The organism is Trichothermofontia sp., from assembly GCF_053493415.1.
Map to the genome: position 1 here is coordinate 1 of NZ_JBRCAD010000218.1, position 18,933 is coordinate 18,933.

Here is an 18,933-nt window from a genome sequence, read left to right on the forward strand (position 1 = left end):
CCCATCGCCCACCCCAGGCCCCAAGCTCGAGACGGCTCCTGCCCCTAAGCTGGTGGAGCGGCCTACCCTCAAACGTCCCAAGTCCCAAACGGCTGCGCCAACGGAGGCAGCCCCCAGGGGGACCACAACGACCCTGCCCCCTAGTCGTCCGAAGGCATCTACCCCGCGACCAGCGGCCAACAAGGAGGCCGGGGGGAATAAACCCGTAGCTCCCAAAACCCAGACGATCGTCGAATTGCGTCGCCCCCAACGTCCGGCCCTTGAGGCCGATAAGGACAAAACGGCCACAGTGGAAACCAGTGATTTGGTGGCCGAGGTTGAAGAGGTGCCGATCGTTGAGCTGGTCCGTCCCACCCCACCCCGTGTCAAACGCGCCAAGCGGCGGGAGGAGGAGGAAGAAGACGAAACGCTGGAAAAAGAAAAGCCTGCTGCCAAGGGCAAGCACAAGCGGCGATCGCAGACCGTGCTGGATGAGGATGAGGATGAATTTGGCCTAGGGGAGGAGAGCGAGGCCCAAGCTGCTGCCGCTGCCCAGGTGAGCCTGTCTTTGGCGCGTCCGCCCAAGCCCAAATCCATGCAGCAAACCCAAGCCAAACCCGTCACCACGGCCCAGAAAACCCGTCGGCCCAGTCGCGGTGGGTCCGGCAGTGGGGGTCCCGGTGCCCGGGAACGGAACACAGAAGTGAAACCCGAACGCCCAGAAACGGTCACGATTCAAGGCAACCTAACGGTGCAGGAACTGGCCTCCCTGCTCCAGGTGCCAGAAACCGAAATCGTTAAGCGACTGTTCTTCCAAGGGATCGCAGCGACTATTACCCAAACCCTCGATTTAGCCACAGCCCGGATGGTCGCTGAGGAACTGGGGGTCCAGGTGGAAGCGGCGGTTCAGGAAGCGGCGGCCCGGAAGGTCACTGAAATGCTGGATGCTGCTGATTTGGATAGTCTCCAGCGCCGTCCCCCCGTGGTGACGATCATGGGGCACGTGGATCACGGAAAAACTACCCTGCTTGACTCGATTCGCAAAACGAAGGTTGCCCAAGGCGAAGCGGGTGGGATTACCCAGCATATTGGGGCCTACCATGTGGATGTTGAGCATGACGGGAAACAGGAACAAATCGTCTTCCTTGACACCCCTGGCCACGAAGCCTTTACCGCCATGCGGGCGCGGGGGGCGCGGGTGACCGATATCGCGATCCTGGTTGTGGCTGCGGATGATGGCGTCCGCCCCCAAACCATCGAAGCCTTGCGCCATGCCCAAGCGGCTGACGTGCCCATCATTGTCGCGATTAATAAGATTGACAAGGAGGAAGCCCAGCCCGATCGCGTCAAGCAAGAGTTGACCGAGTACGGCCTCGTCGCTGAAGAATGGGGCGGCGAAACGATCATGACGCCCGTGAGCGCCCTAACCGGGACCAACCTGGATACCTTGCTGGAAATGATCCTGCTGGTGTCGGAAGTGGAGGAGTTGGTTGCTAACCCGAATCGCCCGGCCAAGGGTACGGTGATTGAAGCCCACTTGGATAAGGCCAAGGGGCCAGTAGCCACCCTTTTAGTCCAGAATGGCACCCTGCGAGTCGGTGATACCCTGGTGGCAGGCTCGGTCCTGGGTAAGGTACGGGCAATGGTGGACGATCGCGGCGAACGGGTAAAGGAAGCCTCCCCCTCCTTTGCGGTGGAAATCCTGGGGCTGAATGAGGTGCCCGCTGCCGGAGATGAGTTCGAGGTCTTTACCGATGAGAAACAAGCCCGTTCTCTGGTAGAGGAGCGTCTGATCAGCCAACGGCAAACCCGCCTACAACAGGCCATGTCCTCCCGGCGTGTCACCCTCAGTTCCCTATCGGCCCGTGCTCAGGAAGGTGAGTTGAAGGAACTCAACCTGATCCTCAAGGCCGATGTTCAGGGTTCGGTGGAAGCAATTGTCGGGGCACTCAAGCAACTCCCCCAAAACGAGGTGCAAGTACGGCTGTTACTCGCGGCTCCCGGTGAAATCACCGAAACGGATGTGGACCTAGCGGCAGCCAGTGGTGCTGTAATTGTGGGCTTTAATACCACCCTCGCCAGTGGGGCACGGCAAGCGGCTGATCAAGCGGGTGTCGATGTTCGGGAGTATGAAATTATTTACAAGCTCCTGGAAGATATTCAAGGCGCAATGGAAGGCTTGCTGGAGCCGGAACTGGTGGAAGAGCCACTGGGGCAAGCCCAGGTTCGGGCCGTCTTCCCCGTGGGCCGGGGGGCTGTGGCCGGCTGCTACGTGCAATCAGGGAAACTGGTGCGCAATTGCAACATTCGGGTTCATCGTCAAGATGCGGTGGTCTACGAAGGCACGCTGGATTCGTTGCGACGGATGAAGGAGGATGTCAAGGAAGTGAATTCTGGTTACGAGTGCGGGATCGGGGTTGACAACTTTAGCACTTGGGCAGAAAACGATCGTGTTGAAGCCTTCCGCATGGTCACCAAGCGGCGCACCCTGTCGGGCTAACATTGTGCTCCGGGAGGTTCGACAACCCTCACCCCAACCCCTCTCCCTCAGGGAGAGGGGCCTAAAACCTTAATTCTTTCTCCGTAAGCTTTCGTGCCCAACATAGACGCAGGGGCTGGAAGGTGAGGGCAATGACCCAGTTAGTCATTGATGGCTCCCGATCGAGCATAGACTCAGGGGGGCCATTTTTTTAATAGAGCAATGCCGTTCTCGCGTCCAGATGGGTTGGACCTAGTCCGTCAGTAGGACCTGCCCTTGGTAGCCCGTGACAATGCGTGTCCCATCTTTGAGAATATGAATTTCCACCTGGTCACTGGCCCAGCTTTGGCAGTTTTCTAGGTCTGGGTTGAAAATATGTACCCGTTGATTACGGGAAGAGACCAGGGACGTGGGGGAGTGAATCGCTTGGGCCTGAAGATAGGGGCCATCGACTAAAATATCCAGTTCGTCTAGTAATGCTTGGGCACTAGGAGGGGCCTGGGGCGATCGTAATTGCTCGAGGGTAAAGCCAGTGAAGGACATCACCGTTAATCCCTGGGTTTTGAGCAGCCGCGCCAGGGTTGCCAGGGCTGGAGCTTGCCAAAAGGGTTCCCCACCGGAGAAGGTCACCCCTTGATGGTTGGGGTTGCTCAGGATTTTAGCAGCCAGGTCGGTCACTTCAACCAATTGGTTCACGGCAAACGCCCACGACGCCGGATTGAAGCAGCCCGGACATTCGCGGAGGCACCCTTGTACCCACACAACCGCACGGCACCCCGGTCCATTAACCTCCGACTCGTCTACATAGCCCATCAGATTGAGATAGCCAGGGGGAATCTGGGCCTGGAAATCAAGCGCAATGTTGTTAGCGATCGGTAATGACATGGAAAACCTCGTACACAGCAGTCTTGAGTATATTCATCTGGAGTGTGGGCTTCAGCCTGCAACGCCTAAAGTCACGACTACCAACGCTGCGAAACTGGATGGTGACTTTACAGCACTTCCATACCCGGTGAAGTACAGACCAGGGGCTGAAGCCCCTTGTTCGCCAGGCTTGACCGTACTTCAAGAGAGGGAACGGCTGTATGTTTGCCGTACTAGGGCATTATATAGAATGAGTTCTCTAACAAAATGTTGTCTGGAATAGGGGTCGATGCAGGGCTAACCACTAACTCTCTTCGCTGCGATAGCCTAGGGCAATTCCAGTTGGGCATCATGAAAATTCGCACCATAAATCACGGCGTTATCCAGATTGGAGCCAATCAGTGTCGCTCCCCGGAGGTTTGCGTGATAAAGCTGCGTATTGGTAAAGTCAACATTAACTAGGGTGCTATAGCTGAGACTGGCGTTGGTTAACCAGGCTTGATTCAAGCGTGCCCCAGTTAAATCGGCTCCCGTGAGATCCGCCCCTTCCAGGTTTGCTTCCCGGAGGTCCGCTCCTGCCAAGTTCGCCGATCGCAGATCGGCGCCAATCAAATGGGCACCCTGGAGGTTAGCATCGGTCAGATCACAGGCAGCGCAGGCCCCTGTCTGCAACAGTTGCTCGACCTGGGCCGGGTCAGCCGCACGCACAGATGTCATGAGTGCCAAACTCACCCCTACGGCTGTTGCTGCTAAGAATGTTAAGCGCATAGTTGCCTCCTTCAACAGCCTGAATTATTATCGGGTTCTATCTATAGAGTGTGCCCGATTTCCAAGGAGACAACGTCTTTCTGAGGGAGGATCTTAACGGTTGATCAGTTTCGTGATGATTGACTTTAAAATACCTAAAAAAATATTAACTTGGGTGGATTTTTGTAGCCTTTCCTAAAGCTCTCTCGCTTCCTTACCCGCTGAAACCCAGTAAACTCTCAACCTATTGACAACTCCCCGGCCTAAAGGCGCGGGGATTATTGAAGCGCAGGGTGTCTTAGACATTGCCCTCACCAAGCTTCTTGACGATGTGCCCCACCGCTGCAATCCCGCGCTGCCTCACTCCTTGAGCTGCTGCCACGTCCCGGTTTGCGGTGTAGCCACACGCTGGGCAGTAATGGGTGCGCTCGGATAGATTCTTCTTGCCGACAACCACCCCACAACTGGGGCAAGTTTGGCTGGTGCCCTTAGCTGCCACTTTGGCGAAATAGACCCCACGCTGCCAGCACACATGGCTGAGAATGCCGCTTCAACTTGTCGCAGCACTTGTTGCAATACGTGAGGATGGGGGCGCTGCAATTCTGGGAACTGCTGTTTGGCAGCCGCCAGTGCCTGGCACTGGGAGTAGTTGGGCCGCTTGGCAGCAGCAGGGATGATGTACTCCCGGTCGAAACGGCAGGCATTGATGTCGCACTTGCGAGAACGCGCCCAATCTTTACGTTCGGCCAGCGCGAAATTGTAGACTTGCCGGCAAATCTCCAACCAGTCCTCAATCACCGCTACTTGCGCAAGCGTAGGTTGCAGCTTGTACTCGTAGGTAAGCGTTACCATGCTGCAATTTTAGCATCTTGATTAAAGTGTTTGCGATTTACTCGAAGCCGTCCTAGAAGGACGGGGCTTGCATCCCAATTATTTTTTGGTCAACACGGGGACGATCGGGCTGCTCATGAGAGGATGTTTTAAAAGGAGGATCGCGGTTAAAACCGCGACTACGAACCTTGACGTTTGGCTATCCTAAGGGTTGCTTGGCGTTTGTAGTAGCGACTGAAGTCGCCACTACAACTGATTTCTGGACTTTTCAAACACCCTCTTAAATCACGGATTTAGAAAATAAATCTTAAAGCGACATCCCAAGTCTGGGAGGAATCTTCACCAGCAACGCTGCGAACACGGATAATTTCAATACATTGAATAAACTCACGCAGGTAAAACCGGCGTTCCACCTCCGATAGGTCAAACCAAAATTCAGGTAACGAAACCGTCTGGGCGATTCTCGTTAAATTCGGGGGAGGTAACTGGGCCTGTTGGGTTTGTAAAGCAGCCAATTCATTGCGTAATTTATAGGCACGAAGCGCAGCGGTTTCTTCATCTAAAATCCCCTGGGTTACTAGATCCGGGAGTTGGGTTAAAATCGCTTGTTTTTGGGTTTGGGCAGTGGCTAATTGTTGCCGTACCTGCTCGAGACCAGGATTACTCAGCCCTGCCACCGCCAACGGTAATTCCCGACAGACCGCCGCGATCGTTTTTTCCAGGACAGCTTCATAGCGTAGGCCGGGACAGGCGGGTTGCCGAGGACAGGCCGCCGGTCGCAAGTAGAGGTATTGCCGCTGCTGCCGGGGGGTGGTGACCTGGACCGTTCGCAAGGGACACTCACACGCCCCACAGACCACTAGGCCCGCCAGCGATCGCGGGGCACTGGCTGTGCGGGGAGGTAAGCGACGATTTCGACGCAACAGGCGATCGACTTGAGCCGCCTCTTCCCGTGAAAGCAGGGCAGGATGGGTGTCGGGGATCACCTCCCCTTGGCGATAGGCCAGATCGCCCCGGTAGACCGGATGGGTTAGCCAGCGTCGTCCAGTGGCCACCGCAATGCGTTTGCCATACTTTTGCTGAAGATAGCGCACGGCTCGTCGCAGGGACCCGTACAGTAAAAACTGCTCAAAAAAATCCTTCACGACTGGGGCTGCTGCCCGATCGACCAAATAGCTATCCTTACCCCGCCGATAGCCATAGGGGGCCTTGCCCGGTGGCGGGATAGCCCGAAGGCGGTTCCGGGCATGACCGCGCAGGAGCGCCTGTTGCCGGTGTTGCTGCGGGGGAGGCAACGATCGCAACACATCCGCAAGACTCAAGGGGGTGGCTGTGGGTACCCCATCCGGCGGGGTGGCAGCGAGGGAACAGAGATGGACGCCTAACTGGTGGAGTTGCCAGCAACCTTCGCTGATCGCTGTCAGCGTATCGCCCAGATCGTCTAAACGCCGGATCAGTAGATAGGTTACAGAATCCGTCTGACAATCCTGAAATAATTGGGCCAATTGGGTGCGATCGCCCCGATCCCAATAGACGCGATCGACGGCTTGTTGCCAGTTGATTGGCCCAACTTCTGGCTCCAGAAGGGGATCTTGGTAGAGATAGGCAATGACTTGCCGGGGGCGGTCAGGGGCGTTCATCATGCCAAATAGTCATCAATCATCAAGCATCTGCCGCATTCACAGTAGCGCAGATTAGTCGCTGGGTTCAGGATCGGAGTGCTGAGCGGTGGTGGAGAAAGTCCAAATAAACATGATTTAATGGGTTGGACTCTATCGCATTGCGGAGACATCCTCCTGTCAGGCGTAACCCTGCCCGCGTTGATTGATTGCGTGATGGCTTGAGTACACTTGGCAAGAACAGATTTGATTATGCTGGATGTTCTCATTGTTGAAGATGAAGCCGTCGTTGCCTGGAGTATTCAGGAAGCCCTGGAAAAGCAAGGGTACCAGGTGATCGGGATTGTTGCTTCTGGCGAGGCAGCAGTTGAACAGGCAATGGCAACGCAACCGGGCATCATTGTCATGGATATTCGCATCCCAGGACCGCTCGATGGTATTGATGCTGCCCGTGAAATTCAGCACCATTTGGATATTCCGGTGGTGTTCCTGACGGCCCACACCGATGAGGTTACCGTCGAGCGGGCGATGACGATCAGTCCTTTTGGGTATATTGTGAAGCCCTTTTTTCCGGAACAACTGCAAACAGCCGTTGATTTGGCTTTAATGCGTTATCGCAGTTTGAAGCAGCTAGAGCAGGAGATGCAGGCGATCGAACATACGTTGAACGAACGGCCTGCCTACTAGCAACCAATATTTGCCCCGACCCGTTTGGGGGGCATTGATGTGTCGTTAATCGTTTGGTAGGGTGCATTGGTCACGTACTTTTTACCCACAGCCGCCGCCACTCGATCGCTGGGTGAGGCCCTGGGACGATCGCTCCCAGCGGGGAGTGTATTGTTCCTACAAGGGGATTTGGGCAGTGGCAAAACCACACTGATCCAGGGACTAGGAGCAGGGTTAGGGATTACCGAGCCGATCGACAGTCCCACGTTTACGCTAATTAACGAATATCTGGGAGGACGGTTACCCCTGTATCATTTTGATCTCTACCGTTTGGACCCTGCGGACGCGGTAACATTAACGCCTGAACTATACTGGGAGGGCATTGAAGCGGAACCGGGCATTGTGGCGATCGAATGGTCGGAACGCTTGCCCTACCACCCTGATAGCTATTTACAAATTCATTTACAGGCGGATGCCCCCCCCGCCGATGGCAACCCAGGTCGCACCGCGATCCTGACGCCCGTTGGGAACTTTATCTTACCCCCACTTTCGGTCCATCCGTGACCGCGATCGCAGTTCGTTGTCATCGCAGCGATTGTCCTAGCGGCGGCCCCAACCCAGCTTGGTTGACCACATGCGCTTCTGCTTTGTTTTCTGTCTCTTCTGAGGTATTCCATTATGGGACATTCCGTATTGCAGCGATCACCCAGCCGCAAGCTGACAAGGCCTGCGCCCATTGCTGCCGATCGGGGGCCTGCCCAGGCATTCCCCCCCATGCCTGCTGCTTTGGCAACGTCCCAGGGGACCATCTCCCAGCCCTCGTCCCTGACCTTTCAGGGGCTATCCCAGGAACTGCTCAGCCCATCAGGTCATGCAATATCGCCCGTGACGCAGCCGCCGGGAGGACGAACCCTACCTCCGTCGGTACGATCGCACCTAGAAGCCATCTTGGGCGAGGATTTTTCCGATGTGCAGGTTCGCGAAAGTCAGATAGCAGCGCAATTGGGGGCGCAAGCGTTTACGACGGGGAATCAAATTACCTTTGCACCGGGTCAGTTGGATATGACTTCCCGGAAAGGTCGGGAACTGTTGGGTCATGAGTTAGCCCATGTAGTTCAGCAACGGCAGGGGCGAGTGCAACCCCAGACCCAGTTCAAGCCATTTCCCATCAATGGTGATCCCACCTTGGAACACGAGGCCGATCGCATCGGTGCACACGTTGCACAGGGAAAACCCAGCACGGGATTACCCACCTTCCAACGTACACCCCCGTCCCAGCCCCCGGTAGCGCCCGTCCAAATGAAGCTAAAGAACCCGTTTAAAGCCCTTTGGCGACGGCTGCGGGGACAACGATCGTCCCAAGCGAATGCGCCCGTCAACATCATTCCCAACAACACGAACCATAGCAACCCCCAGGCACACCCCCAGCCAAGACGAGATTCCCTGGATGAATATGTGAGTGCCTATAACCAGGCCCGTTTCTATCATGGTCTCAACTGGCCGGGGGCACTCTTCCCCTCCGATCGGGGACAAGGGATTCTCGCGGAAGGGCTTGATCCCAAATTTGGGGGGCAAGGGGCGGCGCGGATTGATCGTGAATATTCGGAACAAAGCGAGGGGAAAGTCCATGTGGCTCGTCAAGCAGATCAGGCTCGGTATTACGGGCCAACGCTGCGGGTCTTCCTACCGCCCGAACGCACGGTTTACCATGCCAATCCCTGGACAAAAGACGCGGCGGATCATGAGCTGGTAAATGATCCCCACTACCGTGGCCAAGGAGCCACAACCCGGCAGTTGATTGGGCCAGAGAATATCCTGGCGGAGGGGACGGATGCGCTGCTGGAGGGCGGCAATCTTGATGCTGAACATGCCAGTACGATTCTAGGGACAATCGGACAACATCTGCATCAACAAACTGGTCGCCAGCGCCGCCTGGGTTCCCTACGGGAGTTGCACCGTCGAGCGATCGACGATCGTCGTATTTCCGTCGAAGGGCTGGATGTGGAGAAACTCCGCAAGCAATACGTCAAGTCCTGAATCCCGTTCTCAGCGTTGCTGATGTACTTAGGCACCCTGCGAGGGTGCCGATTCCAGAGGTCGCCCGGTGAACAAACGCAAGACTGCTGCCCCCCATCAAACCCGATATCAAGACTTAGGCGTGTTGCTGCAACGGTTGGATTGGCGATTAACCCAGGCGATCGCGACCTTTCCGAAGGGTGACGAAGCACCGCCTGCTTTCCCTGCCCATCCGGTGCCCACGGAAAAAGTTCCGCCTCAGCGATCGCGTCGCCCCGCCCCGCCAGAGCAACCCGGATCGCAACCCCCAGCCGCTCCCCCGGCAATGACCGAAGCGCTGCAACCAGGCACACGCTTGGCTTGGCTTCAGGCCACGTTTGCACTATCAACGTTTGATCTAGATGTGATCGCGATCGCGTTGGCCCCGGAACTCGATCGGCGCTATGGGCAAACCTACGCCTACCTGCAAGGGGAAGCCCACCGTCGCCGCCCCACGGTTGATCTCGCCTTAACTCTCCTGTGTGCCACCGCGACTGAGAAGTTGGCCCATCGTCTGCATTTCTCGGTGGAATCGACCTTGATTGACCATCAGTTGGTACATTTGGTACCCCCTGCCGATCAGCCCCAGCCGACGCTGTTGGCACACGAACTGGTTTTGGATGGGCCGGTGACGCGCTTTTTGCTGGGGGAATGGGGCCGCGATCGGCGGCTGGTGCCCTTTTGTGAGTTCCTTACCCCCGCCCCTGAGCCGGAAACTCTGGGGTTTGATCTGAGTGAGCACAGGAACTTGCTGACCCTCATCCAACACCATTGGCAAAGCGCCCGTCCCCTCTGTCTTTATCTGGAGGGACCGGATGTGATGGGAAAACAGCACACCCTACTGGCGATCGCGGGCCAGTTGGGGCGTCCCCTCTTGAAGATTGATTTAGGTCAGTTAATCCTGTTCCCCACCGGGGAGATTGAACCCCTGCTGAAGCTAGCCCTACGGGAAGCCCATTTCCAGGCCGCTTTTGTGTATCTGGAGGGGGTGGATCGTTTGCGATCGCGTAGCGCCTCCACAGGAGAATCGGAGGCCCTTTTTCCCTGGTATGAACGTGTCCTGAGCGCCGTGGCCCAGCAACCTGGGATCACCAGTCTAGCCGGACAAATGGCCTGGGAGCCGACCCCCACCGGCCCGATCGGCGTTGTCCAGATCGCCTTCCCCCTGCCCACCGTGGCCCAACGACAACGGTATTGGCAAACCTATTTAAACTTGGCAGGGCTGGAGCTGGCCGAGGCCGAGATGGCGGTTCTTGCCGATCGCTTTCGGCTAACTTCAACCCAAATCGCCAGTGCGGTGCTCACGGCCCAACAGACCATCGCAACGGGAGATGATGCTTCGCGTGAGAGTAACCGCGTCTCGATAACAGCGATCGCGGTCCTCTACGCCGCTGCCCGCGCCCAAACGGGTCATGAATTGGCTACTCTGGCGCAAAAGCTAACCCCCAGAGCCAGTTGGCCCGATCTCGTCCTGCCAGCCGATGCCACGGCCCAACTGCGGGAAATCTGCAATCAAGCCAAGTATCATCACCAGGTTTGGCAGGTTTGGAGCCTGGCGCAGCAAGTGACCAGAGGCCAAGGGTTAAACGTGCTATTTTCAGGGCCACCGGGTACGGGTAAAACGATGGCAGCGGAGGTGATCGCAACCGAACTGCACCTGGATCTCTATCAAATTGATCTGGCCCAGGTGGTCAGTAAGTATGTGGGTGAGACGGAGAAAAACCTCAACCGGGTATTTGATGCGGCCACGAATGCCAATGCCATTCTCCTGTTTGATGAGGCTGATGCCCTATTCGGGAAGCGATCGGAGGTGAAAGATGCCCACGATCGCTACGCCAACCTGGAAATTGGCTACCTGCTGCAAAAGATGGAAGCCTACGAAGGGATAGCCATTTTAACCACAAACCTGCGTAGCAATTTAGACGATGCCTTCATCCGCAGATTACGCTTTATCGTCGAATTTACCCTACCCAGTTATCAACAACGCCTCAAAATCTGGCAGCAAATCTGGCCATCCATGACCCCGTGTGATGAGAATTTAGACCTAGTATTTCTGGCGAAGCAGTTAGAAATTGCAGGTGGTAATATTCGTAACATTGCCCTCGCCGCAGCCTTTCTCGCGGCTGCGGATGGGACCAAGATTCAAATGCAACATGTTGTCCACGCAACTCGTCGAGAATATCAAAAAATGGGTAAGTTGATGACAGACACAAGCTTGGGGGAATACAGTAAACTCAAATAGTCAGTGGGTGTTCATTCTTCCCTCTTTAAACGCAAAGGGAGTTGCGTCATTATGACTCACTCCCTTTGTCGTTAAAGGGGTTGAGCTTGGACCCTGATGAGGCGGATGCGAAAAGTGAAACAAAATATTAAGTGACTTTCCTTTTCGACAAAATTGCCCGTATGATTTTGAAAATGCCTTGGTCTTGCTACTTGTCCGATCGTGTCCCCGCCTTTTATTCACGATCGCGAAAGCTTAATAAAGCTTGATTTAATCCCTATATTTTAAATCCTTTTGCTCACTGACCCATCTTAACTGGCCTATCTTAACTAGAGTTACCTGTAGTCTTGAGAAGTTACCTGTAGTCTTGAGAGCAACTCGTATTGAAATCAAGTAGGCACCTGGGATACCGCTGTCATTTCTATGACTTCACGTCAAAATGGCCGCAAGCAAAAATTACAGCCAACGAAAATTATCGAAGTGCGATCGTATTACCCCATTTGCACGACAGCAGCATGATTAATGATTTGTGGCGTGTCCCCTCTGAGCCACCGCCATGCTAGATGACTTAGACCGGACCCTCGCAACCCTATTAACGCGGGAACTCCCGCCTGCATTGGTAGAGGCGGATTCATCGTCACGAGTGACGATCAGCTTTGCCGCCCCGGACAGTGAATTCACGACCCAGGTACAACTGCCAGCCCTCAGCCTGTTTCTGTATGACGTACAGGAAAATCTAGAACTGCGGCGGGTGGTCAGTTCCCTAGAACGGCAATCAACTGGACGGGGGGTGCACCACCTGCCCTCCGCACGGGTTGACTGTTCCTACCTGATCACCGCTTGGCCCGCCCGGATTCCCAATCCCTTTGAGGATGAACATCGCCTCCTCGGTGAGGTCATGCGTATCCTGATGCGCTATCGGGAACTGCCCAGGGAAATCCTGCAAGGCGATCTGCGCGGCCTAGAGCCACCGCTTCGGGCCTTTGCCCTGCGCCCCAGCAAACTCAATAGCTTGGGGGAATTTTGGCAGGCAATGGGCGGCAAGCCACGGGTCACTTTGCATTACACCGTGACGATCACGGTCCCCGTTTGGGACCCCGTCGAGATGCCGTTGGTTGCGGGGGTGGGGTTGCGTGCTTAGTTTTAGATTGGCGAGTTTAGGTCCTGAATTTTGCATGTGTGGTCAATCGTGAGTAGTTTTTCTTGGCAACATACGATTCGTCCCCAGGTCGCGATCGCGGGTCGGGTGACCGAAATCGACACCGAACACCCCTTGCCAGGGGTCGAAATCCGGCTGACGACAGTGCCCCCTGTTTTGCAAAAACGGTGGCAATTACAAGCCTTGGCCACGCAACCGCTCACCAACCCAACCCAAACCCGTGGGGATGGCTTTTTCTATTTCCTCGATCTCCCCCCTGGTGAGTATGGATTACGGGCCACAGTGCCCCAGGGTGGCCGTCGCTATCAAGCCGTCGAACAGGCGTTTACCCTGACCGCCCAAGCCGATGGCACGATCCCGCCCCAGTTTTTGGACCTGGTTATCCCCACGACACGCCTGCGGGGAACGATCCAGACCGCCGCAGAACCTGTGGCAATGGCCCAAATTCAGCTCGTGGGTAGCGGCGATCGCGTCTTCAGCAACCCTGACGGCACCTACCAGTTCGCCGCCCTCGAAGCCTCACCCCAGCCTCGGCAAGTGCAGGTCAGCGCCAAAGGGTATGCCACCATCACCCAAGCGATCGTCCTGCAAGCCGGCCAAGTCCACACCCTAGATTTCACCCTCACGCGATCGTGAAGCGTCTCCACAAGAGAAGCATCATCTCCCCTATGCCCTGTCTCCTCTCCCCTATTTCCCTTAAGGAGTTTCCATGTCCCCTTATCAGTCGCCCGGTGTTTATGTCGAAGAAGTTGCCTCTGGATCGGCCCCGATCGCAGGGGTGGGTACCAGTACCGCTGGCTTTATTGGTGTGATTAACGGGGAGGGAACCAGTACCCCAGCAGCCAGTACAACGGTGCGGACTGTGGCCGTAGGCGATGCGGAAAATCGGGTGGCGATCGGGACAGGTGACGGAACAACGACCGCGTTCCCCTTACCCCTACCGGATAATCTGGGCACAGGCGAAACAATCATCGGGTTTGTGACAGCGGAGGATACGCGAGGCTTTTTTGTGGACGGGAACCGACGCACGGCCTTCGCATTGACCCTGGTCGCTGGCGTGCCTACCTTAACCTTTACCGCGACAAGCAATGCGGCTCCTGGGAATGGCCTCGCGATCACGGGGTACTACCAGCTACAGGTAGAGACACCTACGTCGCCCTCAGCCCCCTCCCCGGAAGTCTCAGCCCCAACGGTTGCGGCTGGCGAGGTAAAGCTTTGCACCAATTTTTCAGAATTTCGGCGATTTTTCGGCAATTTTTCCAGCGATCCGGGCCAAAATACCCTGGCTCATGCGGTTAATGGCTTTTTCCGCAATGGCGGGACCCGTTGCTATGTGGTCTGGATTGCGAGTGAGGCGGATTTAGAGGATGCCCTGGAGAGTTTTGCCGCGATCGATGAAATTGCCATTGTCGCCGCCCCCGGTTTCACCAGTCGCACAGCGATGGACAGCATTAATGGTCATTGTTTGGCCCTCGGCGATCGTGTCGCCATCTTCGACACACCAGAGGAAGTCAACCTGAGTGCCGCCAACCTGGTGGCGCTCCTCAAACCCTTTAACTCCGACTACGCCGCCCTCTATTTCCCTTGGATTCAGGTATTTGACCCGGCCACTAAAGCAGCTAACCCCAGCGGGGATGGCTTGAAATATGTGCCCCCCAGTGGTCACATGGCTGGCATCTATGCACGGGTGGATACCCAGCGCGGTGTGCACAAGGCCCCGGCCAATGAACCGATCATCGGTGCGGTTGGCCTCAAGTATCCCATCAGCAAATCCCGCCAGGATGGCCTCAACCCCGATGGGATTAACTGCATTCGCGAGTTGAACGGGAATATTCGCGTCTGGGGTGCCCGCACGATGGACACCCAGGGCGAATTTAAGTACATCAATATCCGGCGGTTATTTAACTTTCTGCGCGAGTCGATCGACGAAGGCACCCAATGGACTGTCTTTGAACCCAATGCCCCCGACCTCTGGGCCGCCATCCGCCGCAACTTAACGGCTTTTCTAACCAACGTGTGGCGTAGTGGTGCCCTCTTTGGGAATACGGCGGAACAAGCCTTCTTTGTCAAATGCGATGAGGAAACCAATCCGCCGGAGGTGCGCGAGCAGGGGCAGGTGATTACCGAAATTGGAGTCGCGATCGTACAACCCGCCGAATTTGTCATCTTCCGGATCAGCCAGTGGGGAGGCCCCGATGCTGGCTAGTCACCTACACCTACCTGGGGTCTACCGCGAAGAGGTTTTCCTACAACCGCCGCCGGATTTTGTCACTGGGGTGCCGGTGTTCGTAGGCTATGCCGATCGCGGCCCGCTGAATGTCCCCCAACGCCTGACCCTGTGGCCCCAGTTTGCCCAGCAGTTCGGCCCTCCCGTTGCGGGCAGTTACCTGGCGGATGCGGTGCATGGCTTTTTCAGCAATGGCGGACGGCTGTGCTATGTCCTGCGTCTGGGCGATTGGCCCCCGCTGGCCGAGGCCCTGGCAACAGCGCTAGACGTATTGGGCGCTTTCCCAGAATTTGATCTCCTCTGCGTTCCTGACCTCATGCGCGGTAATCCATCGGCATCTCAGGTGCAACGGTTGCAACAGGTAATTTTGGAAAACTGCGATCGCTGGGGTCATTGCTTCGCCATTCTTGATGCCCTACCCGTGACGCTGACCACCGCCCTATCCCAAATCCTGAACCAACGGCAGCAGTTACGGGGTATCAATGCCGCCCTCTATGCTCCCTGGATCAAAACGGAACAGGGTCGCGTGGTGCCGCCCTGCGGTCATGTGGCGGGGACCTATGCCCAGGGCGATCGGGAGGTTGGGGTGCATCATGCCCCGGCTAATCGTCGGCTGGAAGATGTCATGGATCTCATGCCCAATCTGACCGATGCCGATCAAACCTTGCTCAATCCAACGGATGAAAATGCAGGGGTGAACTGCCTGCGGGCCTTACCCGGTCGGGGGATGCGGATTTGGGGTGCCCGGACGGTTAGTAACGATGCCCTGTGGCGGTTTGTCAATGTGCGGCGGTTGTTTATTACCGTAGGCCGTTGGGCCGATCGCACCCTGGCCGATGTCGCCTTTGAACCCAACGACTTTCGCCTCTGGATTCGGATCGAACGGGAACTCACCGCCTACCTGGAATCCCTCGCTTTGCAGGGCGCTTTCCAAGGTCAGAGTGCCCAGGATGCGTTTTACGTCAAATGCGACGAAGAAACCAATCCCCCTGAAATCCGGGCCGCTGGCCAAGTGATCACCGAGATCGGCCTTGCCCCCACCATTCCCCGCGAGTTCATCATCGTGCGCTTGATTCATGGTGAGACGGGGGTGGTGTTGAGTAGTGGGGGGTCGCCGTGACCAGTGTGCCAATTCAAAATGCAAAATTCCGACCTAACAACTAATAGGAGAATTTCCCCATGCCTAATATTCGTGCACCCCATGATACCGATCCCTTTGGACTTTATAACTTTTATGTGGAATGGAATGGCATTATTCATGCTGGCTTTCAAGAATGTTCGGGCCTCACCAGTAGCCAAACACCGGGGGAGTATCGGGAAGGCACTGATCCCCTCACGATGCGGAAAATTTCCGGGCTGAATACCTACGGGAATGTCACCTTGCGGCGGGGGGTGACGAATAATGATGAACTCTGGCGTTGGCGGGAAAATCTGATGAATGGGATTGCCGATCGCCGGGATATTTCGATTGTTTTGCTCGATGATGTGCGGGTGGAACAGGTGCGCTGGAATCTCTTTTTCTGTTGGCCGACAAGTTGGACGGGACCGGATTTCAATGCAACCCAGGATGAGTTTGCGATCGAGTCGCTGGAGTTGGTCCACGAAGGAATCAAGGTTGATAAATGGAGTTAATTCTTGTGGGATGGGCCTCTGGCCTGTCTTACAGCCAGCAACTTAATCTTGCATCTGGTAGGTAAACCATTATGCTCTGGCAGGCGGGACGCCTACCCCACAAGCACGCTTGAGCCTCTGGCAGGCGGGACACCTACCCCACGGCAGAGCAGATATGAAGTTGAGAACAGCTAAACATGCAAGCAACCTCTCCATCCACCCTCCAACCGACGGAATTCCCCTTTGTTTTGCCCCAGGGCTATGTTGACGCCGATGGCACCCGCCACCGGGAGGGGATGATGCGGCTGGCGACGGCCTATGACGAAATCGCGCCCCTGCGTGATCCACGGGTACAGGCGAATCCGGGCTATTTGGTGATCATTCTGCTGTCGCGGGTGGTGACCCAACTGGGGACCCTGCCCACGATTAACCCCAAGGTGATGGAAAACCTATTTTCCGGCGATCTGGTCTATCTCCAGGACTTTTACCAACGGATTAACCAGAACGGCCACAGCCGCCTGCGGGTCACCTGTCCCCACTGTGCCCAGGACTTTGAGGTGGAGATGGTGCCCACGGGGGAGTAACGCGCTACCCCTCCGATCGGCTCCATGAGGAGGTAGCGTACCTGGCTTATCACTTCCACTGGCCCTACGAGCAAATCATGGGCATGGAACACCGCGATCGCCAGCAGTGGGTGGCCGAAGTCGCCCGCATTAACCAGCAATTAAACGAGACAACGAGGAGATAACCGTGGTTGGCTTACCCCCCTTTGGTTTAGGCAGCAATTTGCCCAGCGTCCGCCTGGAACCCTATATGGCCTACAACTTTGTCGTCGAGATGGGGGCGATCATTGTGGGCGGCTTCACCTCGGTAGCGGGGTTGGAGAGTGAGATTCAGGTGGAGGAATACCGGGAGGGGGGCGAAAACCATTACGTGCATCAGTTTCCCGATCGCGTCACCTATCCCCGCCTGGTTCTGAGTCATGGCCTCACGGATCTGGATGTGCTGTGGAATTGGTACTGGTTAGCGACGGAGGGCCGGATTGTGCGCCAAAGCGGGACAATCATGCTCCTGGATAATCAACGCTTGCCGGTGATGTGGTGGAATTTCCGCAATGCCTATCCGGTGAAGTGGGTGGGACCGCAGTTTGATGCCAGCAATACGACCCAGGTGGGGGTCGAGCAATTGGAACTGGTCCATGAGGGGTTAGTGAAGCCGATCGGGTCCCAGGTGTTGTCAGCGGTCAGGGCGGGTGAGGCACTGGCCCAAACGCGGATGGCCCCTCAGCGTCGGGTGGATTTGGGTGCCCCGAATCGATGAGGGTCGGCTCAATCTTGTCATGTCGGGTAGTTGACCCATGAATTCTCTTTCTACAACTTCTGAACGCGATTGGCAGGCGGCGATCGATCCTGCCCTGTATCAACGCCTGGTGCGTCCCCTGGAACAACCGGGGGTGATCCGATTTGATTTGGCACGGCAAATTTGGGGCCGATCGCAGAAATTGCGCGATCGCTTACCCCTATTGCAACAGTTGCAACGCCGTCAGCCGCCGGAAAAGGTGATGGGGGGAACGGTGCCGATCGTGTATGCGCAGGCGAGTTGGGTGGAGAACCCAGCGGGCAACCCCAAAGGCACCAAGGCACCAAGGGAAGTGCAGGGTGAAGGGGGAGGCGTCGTCGAGGGTGTTCAGCCGAACGATCGGGCGGTGCCTGCGCCTGCTGCTGGATCGTCATCTTCTCCGGTGATCCAGGCTAAGTTTGCGCCCGGTGCCGGACCCTCGGCAATGAATGTGGGGGCAGCAGCGGCGTTACCGTTGGCGGGCACCCCGGACAGTCCAGGTGATCCCACAGCCCACGGTCATTTGCCAGCGTTGGTTACTCCGGAAACGGTTGCGATGGCCGATCGCCCTTGGCCCCTCGTCAACCCAGACCCCGCGATCGCGCCGCCGCCTCTCCAGAAAATCGCGCCTAATCTCGCACCGCTAACATTACCCCATCCAGCCACGGAAATACCTTCTGTCCCCGTGGATAGCCCAACCTTTGCCAGCCCTGCTCCCCCACCTGATCTGCCCTTGGTCCAGGTTGCTCCCACTGCGATCGTTGCTCCAGAATCCGAACCATTCAAAATTCAAAATTCAAAATTCAAAACGTCTGCGTTGCCGTTGGTGGTGCCCCATTCCCTGGAGACGGGCGGGTTTAGGGGGTCTTTGCGTTTGCCGCAGGGTCGGTTGGAGAACCCGCCCCTACAGCCTGTGTTGCCGCGTGTGCAGGTGGATCAAGGGGTTCGTTCTCCGTCGGGGGCGCGATCGTTTCCGGCTACCCCCTTACGTCAAGCCGCCAGTGAGGACATACCAGGAGCGCGATCGCCCAGCCCAACGGTTAAACCAACCCCCAGCCCCTCATCCCTGCGGCCCAATGCCCCTACAGACCGTTTTGCGGGGCAGGCGGCATCACCCCCTCCCCCACTCCCTACTCC

16 protein-coding genes and 3 pseudogenes are annotated in these 18,933 nt (G+C 56.6%); 14 read left to right on the plus strand and 5 right to left on the minus strand.

Annotated features, from left to right (window positions below):
• On the plus strand, window positions 1–2,479 hold a 2,479-nt coding region (infB, locus tag ACWIUF_RS19430; protein ID WP_448574188.1), incomplete at its 5' end, for a translation initiation factor IF-2.
• A 231-nt stretch (window positions 2,480–2,710) separates the two neighbouring features.
• On the opposite strand, the gene ACWIUF_RS19435 is transcribed toward infB, so the two are convergent.
• The 5 genes and pseudogenes from ACWIUF_RS19435 to ACWIUF_RS19455 form a co-directional block, all read right to left on the minus strand.
• Window positions 2,711–3,343, minus strand: a complete 633-nt coding sequence (locus tag ACWIUF_RS19435; RefSeq protein WP_448574189.1) for a 4Fe-4S single cluster domain-containing protein — start codon at window positions 3,341–3,343, stop codon at window positions 2,711–2,713.
• A gap of 306 nt (window positions 3,344–3,649) precedes the next feature.
• The gene (locus ACWIUF_RS19440; RefSeq protein ID WP_448574190.1) at window positions 3,650–4,090 is read right to left on the minus strand and encodes a pentapeptide repeat-containing protein; all 441 of its coding nucleotides are present in this window, start codon (window positions 4,088–4,090) and stop codon (window positions 3,650–3,652) included.
• A 277-nt stretch (window positions 4,091–4,367) separates the two neighbouring features.
• Entirely contained in the window at window positions 4,368–4,601 is a 234-nt protein-coding gene (locus ACWIUF_RS19445; RefSeq protein WP_448574191.1) for a zinc ribbon domain-containing protein, read from the minus strand.
• 194 nt (window positions 4,602–4,795) lie between these two features.
• Window positions 4,796–4,921: pseudogene (locus ACWIUF_RS19450) on the minus strand (helix-turn-helix domain-containing protein); the annotation flags it as partial.
• 272 nt (window positions 4,922–5,193) lie between these two features.
• Window positions 5,194–6,543: a recombinase family protein gene (locus ACWIUF_RS19455; protein WP_448574192.1), complete on the minus strand. Its 1,350-nt coding sequence runs from the start codon at window positions 6,541–6,543 to the stop codon at window positions 5,194–5,196.
• 228 nt (window positions 6,544–6,771) lie between these two features.
• On the opposite strand from ACWIUF_RS19455, the gene ACWIUF_RS19460 reads away from it, so the two are divergent.
• The 13 genes and pseudogenes from ACWIUF_RS19460 to ACWIUF_RS19520 form a co-directional block, all read left to right on the plus strand.
• Window positions 6,772–7,206, plus strand: a complete 435-nt coding sequence (locus tag ACWIUF_RS19460; protein ID WP_448574193.1) for a response regulator — start codon at window positions 6,772–6,774, stop codon at window positions 7,204–7,206.
• A 66-nt stretch (window positions 7,207–7,272) separates the two neighbouring features.
• Window positions 7,273–7,749, plus strand: coding sequence for a tRNA (adenosine(37)-N6)-threonylcarbamoyltransferase complex ATPase subunit type 1 TsaE (gene tsaE, locus ACWIUF_RS19465; RefSeq protein WP_448574194.1), 477 nt, complete (start codon window positions 7,273–7,275; stop codon window positions 7,747–7,749).
• A gap of 114 nt (window positions 7,750–7,863) precedes the next feature.
• Window positions 7,864–9,222: an eCIS core domain-containing protein gene (locus ACWIUF_RS19470; protein WP_448574195.1), complete on the plus strand. Its 1,359-nt coding sequence runs from the start codon at window positions 7,864–7,866 to the stop codon at window positions 9,220–9,222.
• Between the two features lie 67 nt (window positions 9,223–9,289).
• Window positions 9,290–11,482 carry an AAA family ATPase gene (locus ACWIUF_RS19475; protein ID WP_448574196.1) on the plus strand — a complete coding sequence of 731 codons (2,193 nt, stop codon included), beginning with the start codon at window positions 9,290–9,292 and terminating at the stop codon, window positions 11,480–11,482.
• Between the two features lie 535 nt (window positions 11,483–12,017).
• Window positions 12,018–12,602: a DUF4255 domain-containing protein gene (locus tag ACWIUF_RS19480; protein WP_448574197.1), complete on the plus strand. Its 585-nt coding sequence runs from the start codon at window positions 12,018–12,020 to the stop codon at window positions 12,600–12,602.
• Between the two features lie 48 nt (window positions 12,603–12,650).
• Window positions 12,651–13,256 (plus strand): carboxypeptidase regulatory-like domain-containing protein, encoded by a 606-nt coding sequence (locus ACWIUF_RS19485; protein ID WP_448574198.1) that lies wholly within the window; start codon window positions 12,651–12,653, stop codon window positions 13,254–13,256.
• A 73-nt stretch (window positions 13,257–13,329) separates the two neighbouring features.
• The gene (locus tag ACWIUF_RS19490; protein ID WP_448574199.1) at window positions 13,330–14,826 is read left to right on the plus strand and encodes a phage tail sheath family protein; all 1,497 of its coding nucleotides are present in this window, start codon (window positions 13,330–13,332) and stop codon (window positions 14,824–14,826) included.
• Entirely contained in the window at window positions 14,816–15,967 is a 1,152-nt protein-coding gene (locus ACWIUF_RS19495; RefSeq protein ID WP_448574200.1) for a phage tail sheath family protein, read from the plus strand. The genes ACWIUF_RS19490 and ACWIUF_RS19495 overlap by 11 nt, the downstream gene beginning before the upstream one ends.
• Before the next feature lie 59 nt (window positions 15,968–16,026).
• Window positions 16,027–16,479, plus strand: a complete 453-nt coding sequence (locus ACWIUF_RS19500) for a phage tail protein (protein WP_448574201.1) — start codon at window positions 16,027–16,029, stop codon at window positions 16,477–16,479.
• 176 nt (window positions 16,480–16,655) lie between these two features.
• Window positions 16,656–17,042: a phage tail assembly protein gene (locus ACWIUF_RS19505; RefSeq protein WP_448574202.1), complete on the plus strand. Its 387-nt coding sequence runs from the start codon at window positions 16,656–16,658 to the stop codon at window positions 17,040–17,042.
• A 20-nt stretch (window positions 17,043–17,062) separates the two neighbouring features.
• Window positions 17,063–17,206 (plus strand): annotated as a pseudogene (locus ACWIUF_RS19510) (DUF6760 family protein); the annotation flags it as partial.
• A 2-nt stretch (window positions 17,207–17,208) separates the two neighbouring features.
• Window positions 17,209–17,778 (plus strand): phage tail protein, encoded by a 570-nt coding sequence (locus ACWIUF_RS19515; protein WP_448574203.1) that lies wholly within the window; start codon window positions 17,209–17,211, stop codon window positions 17,776–17,778.
• A gap of 37 nt (window positions 17,779–17,815) precedes the next feature.
• Window positions 17,816–18,933 (plus strand): annotated as a pseudogene (locus ACWIUF_RS19520) (hypothetical protein); the annotation flags it as partial.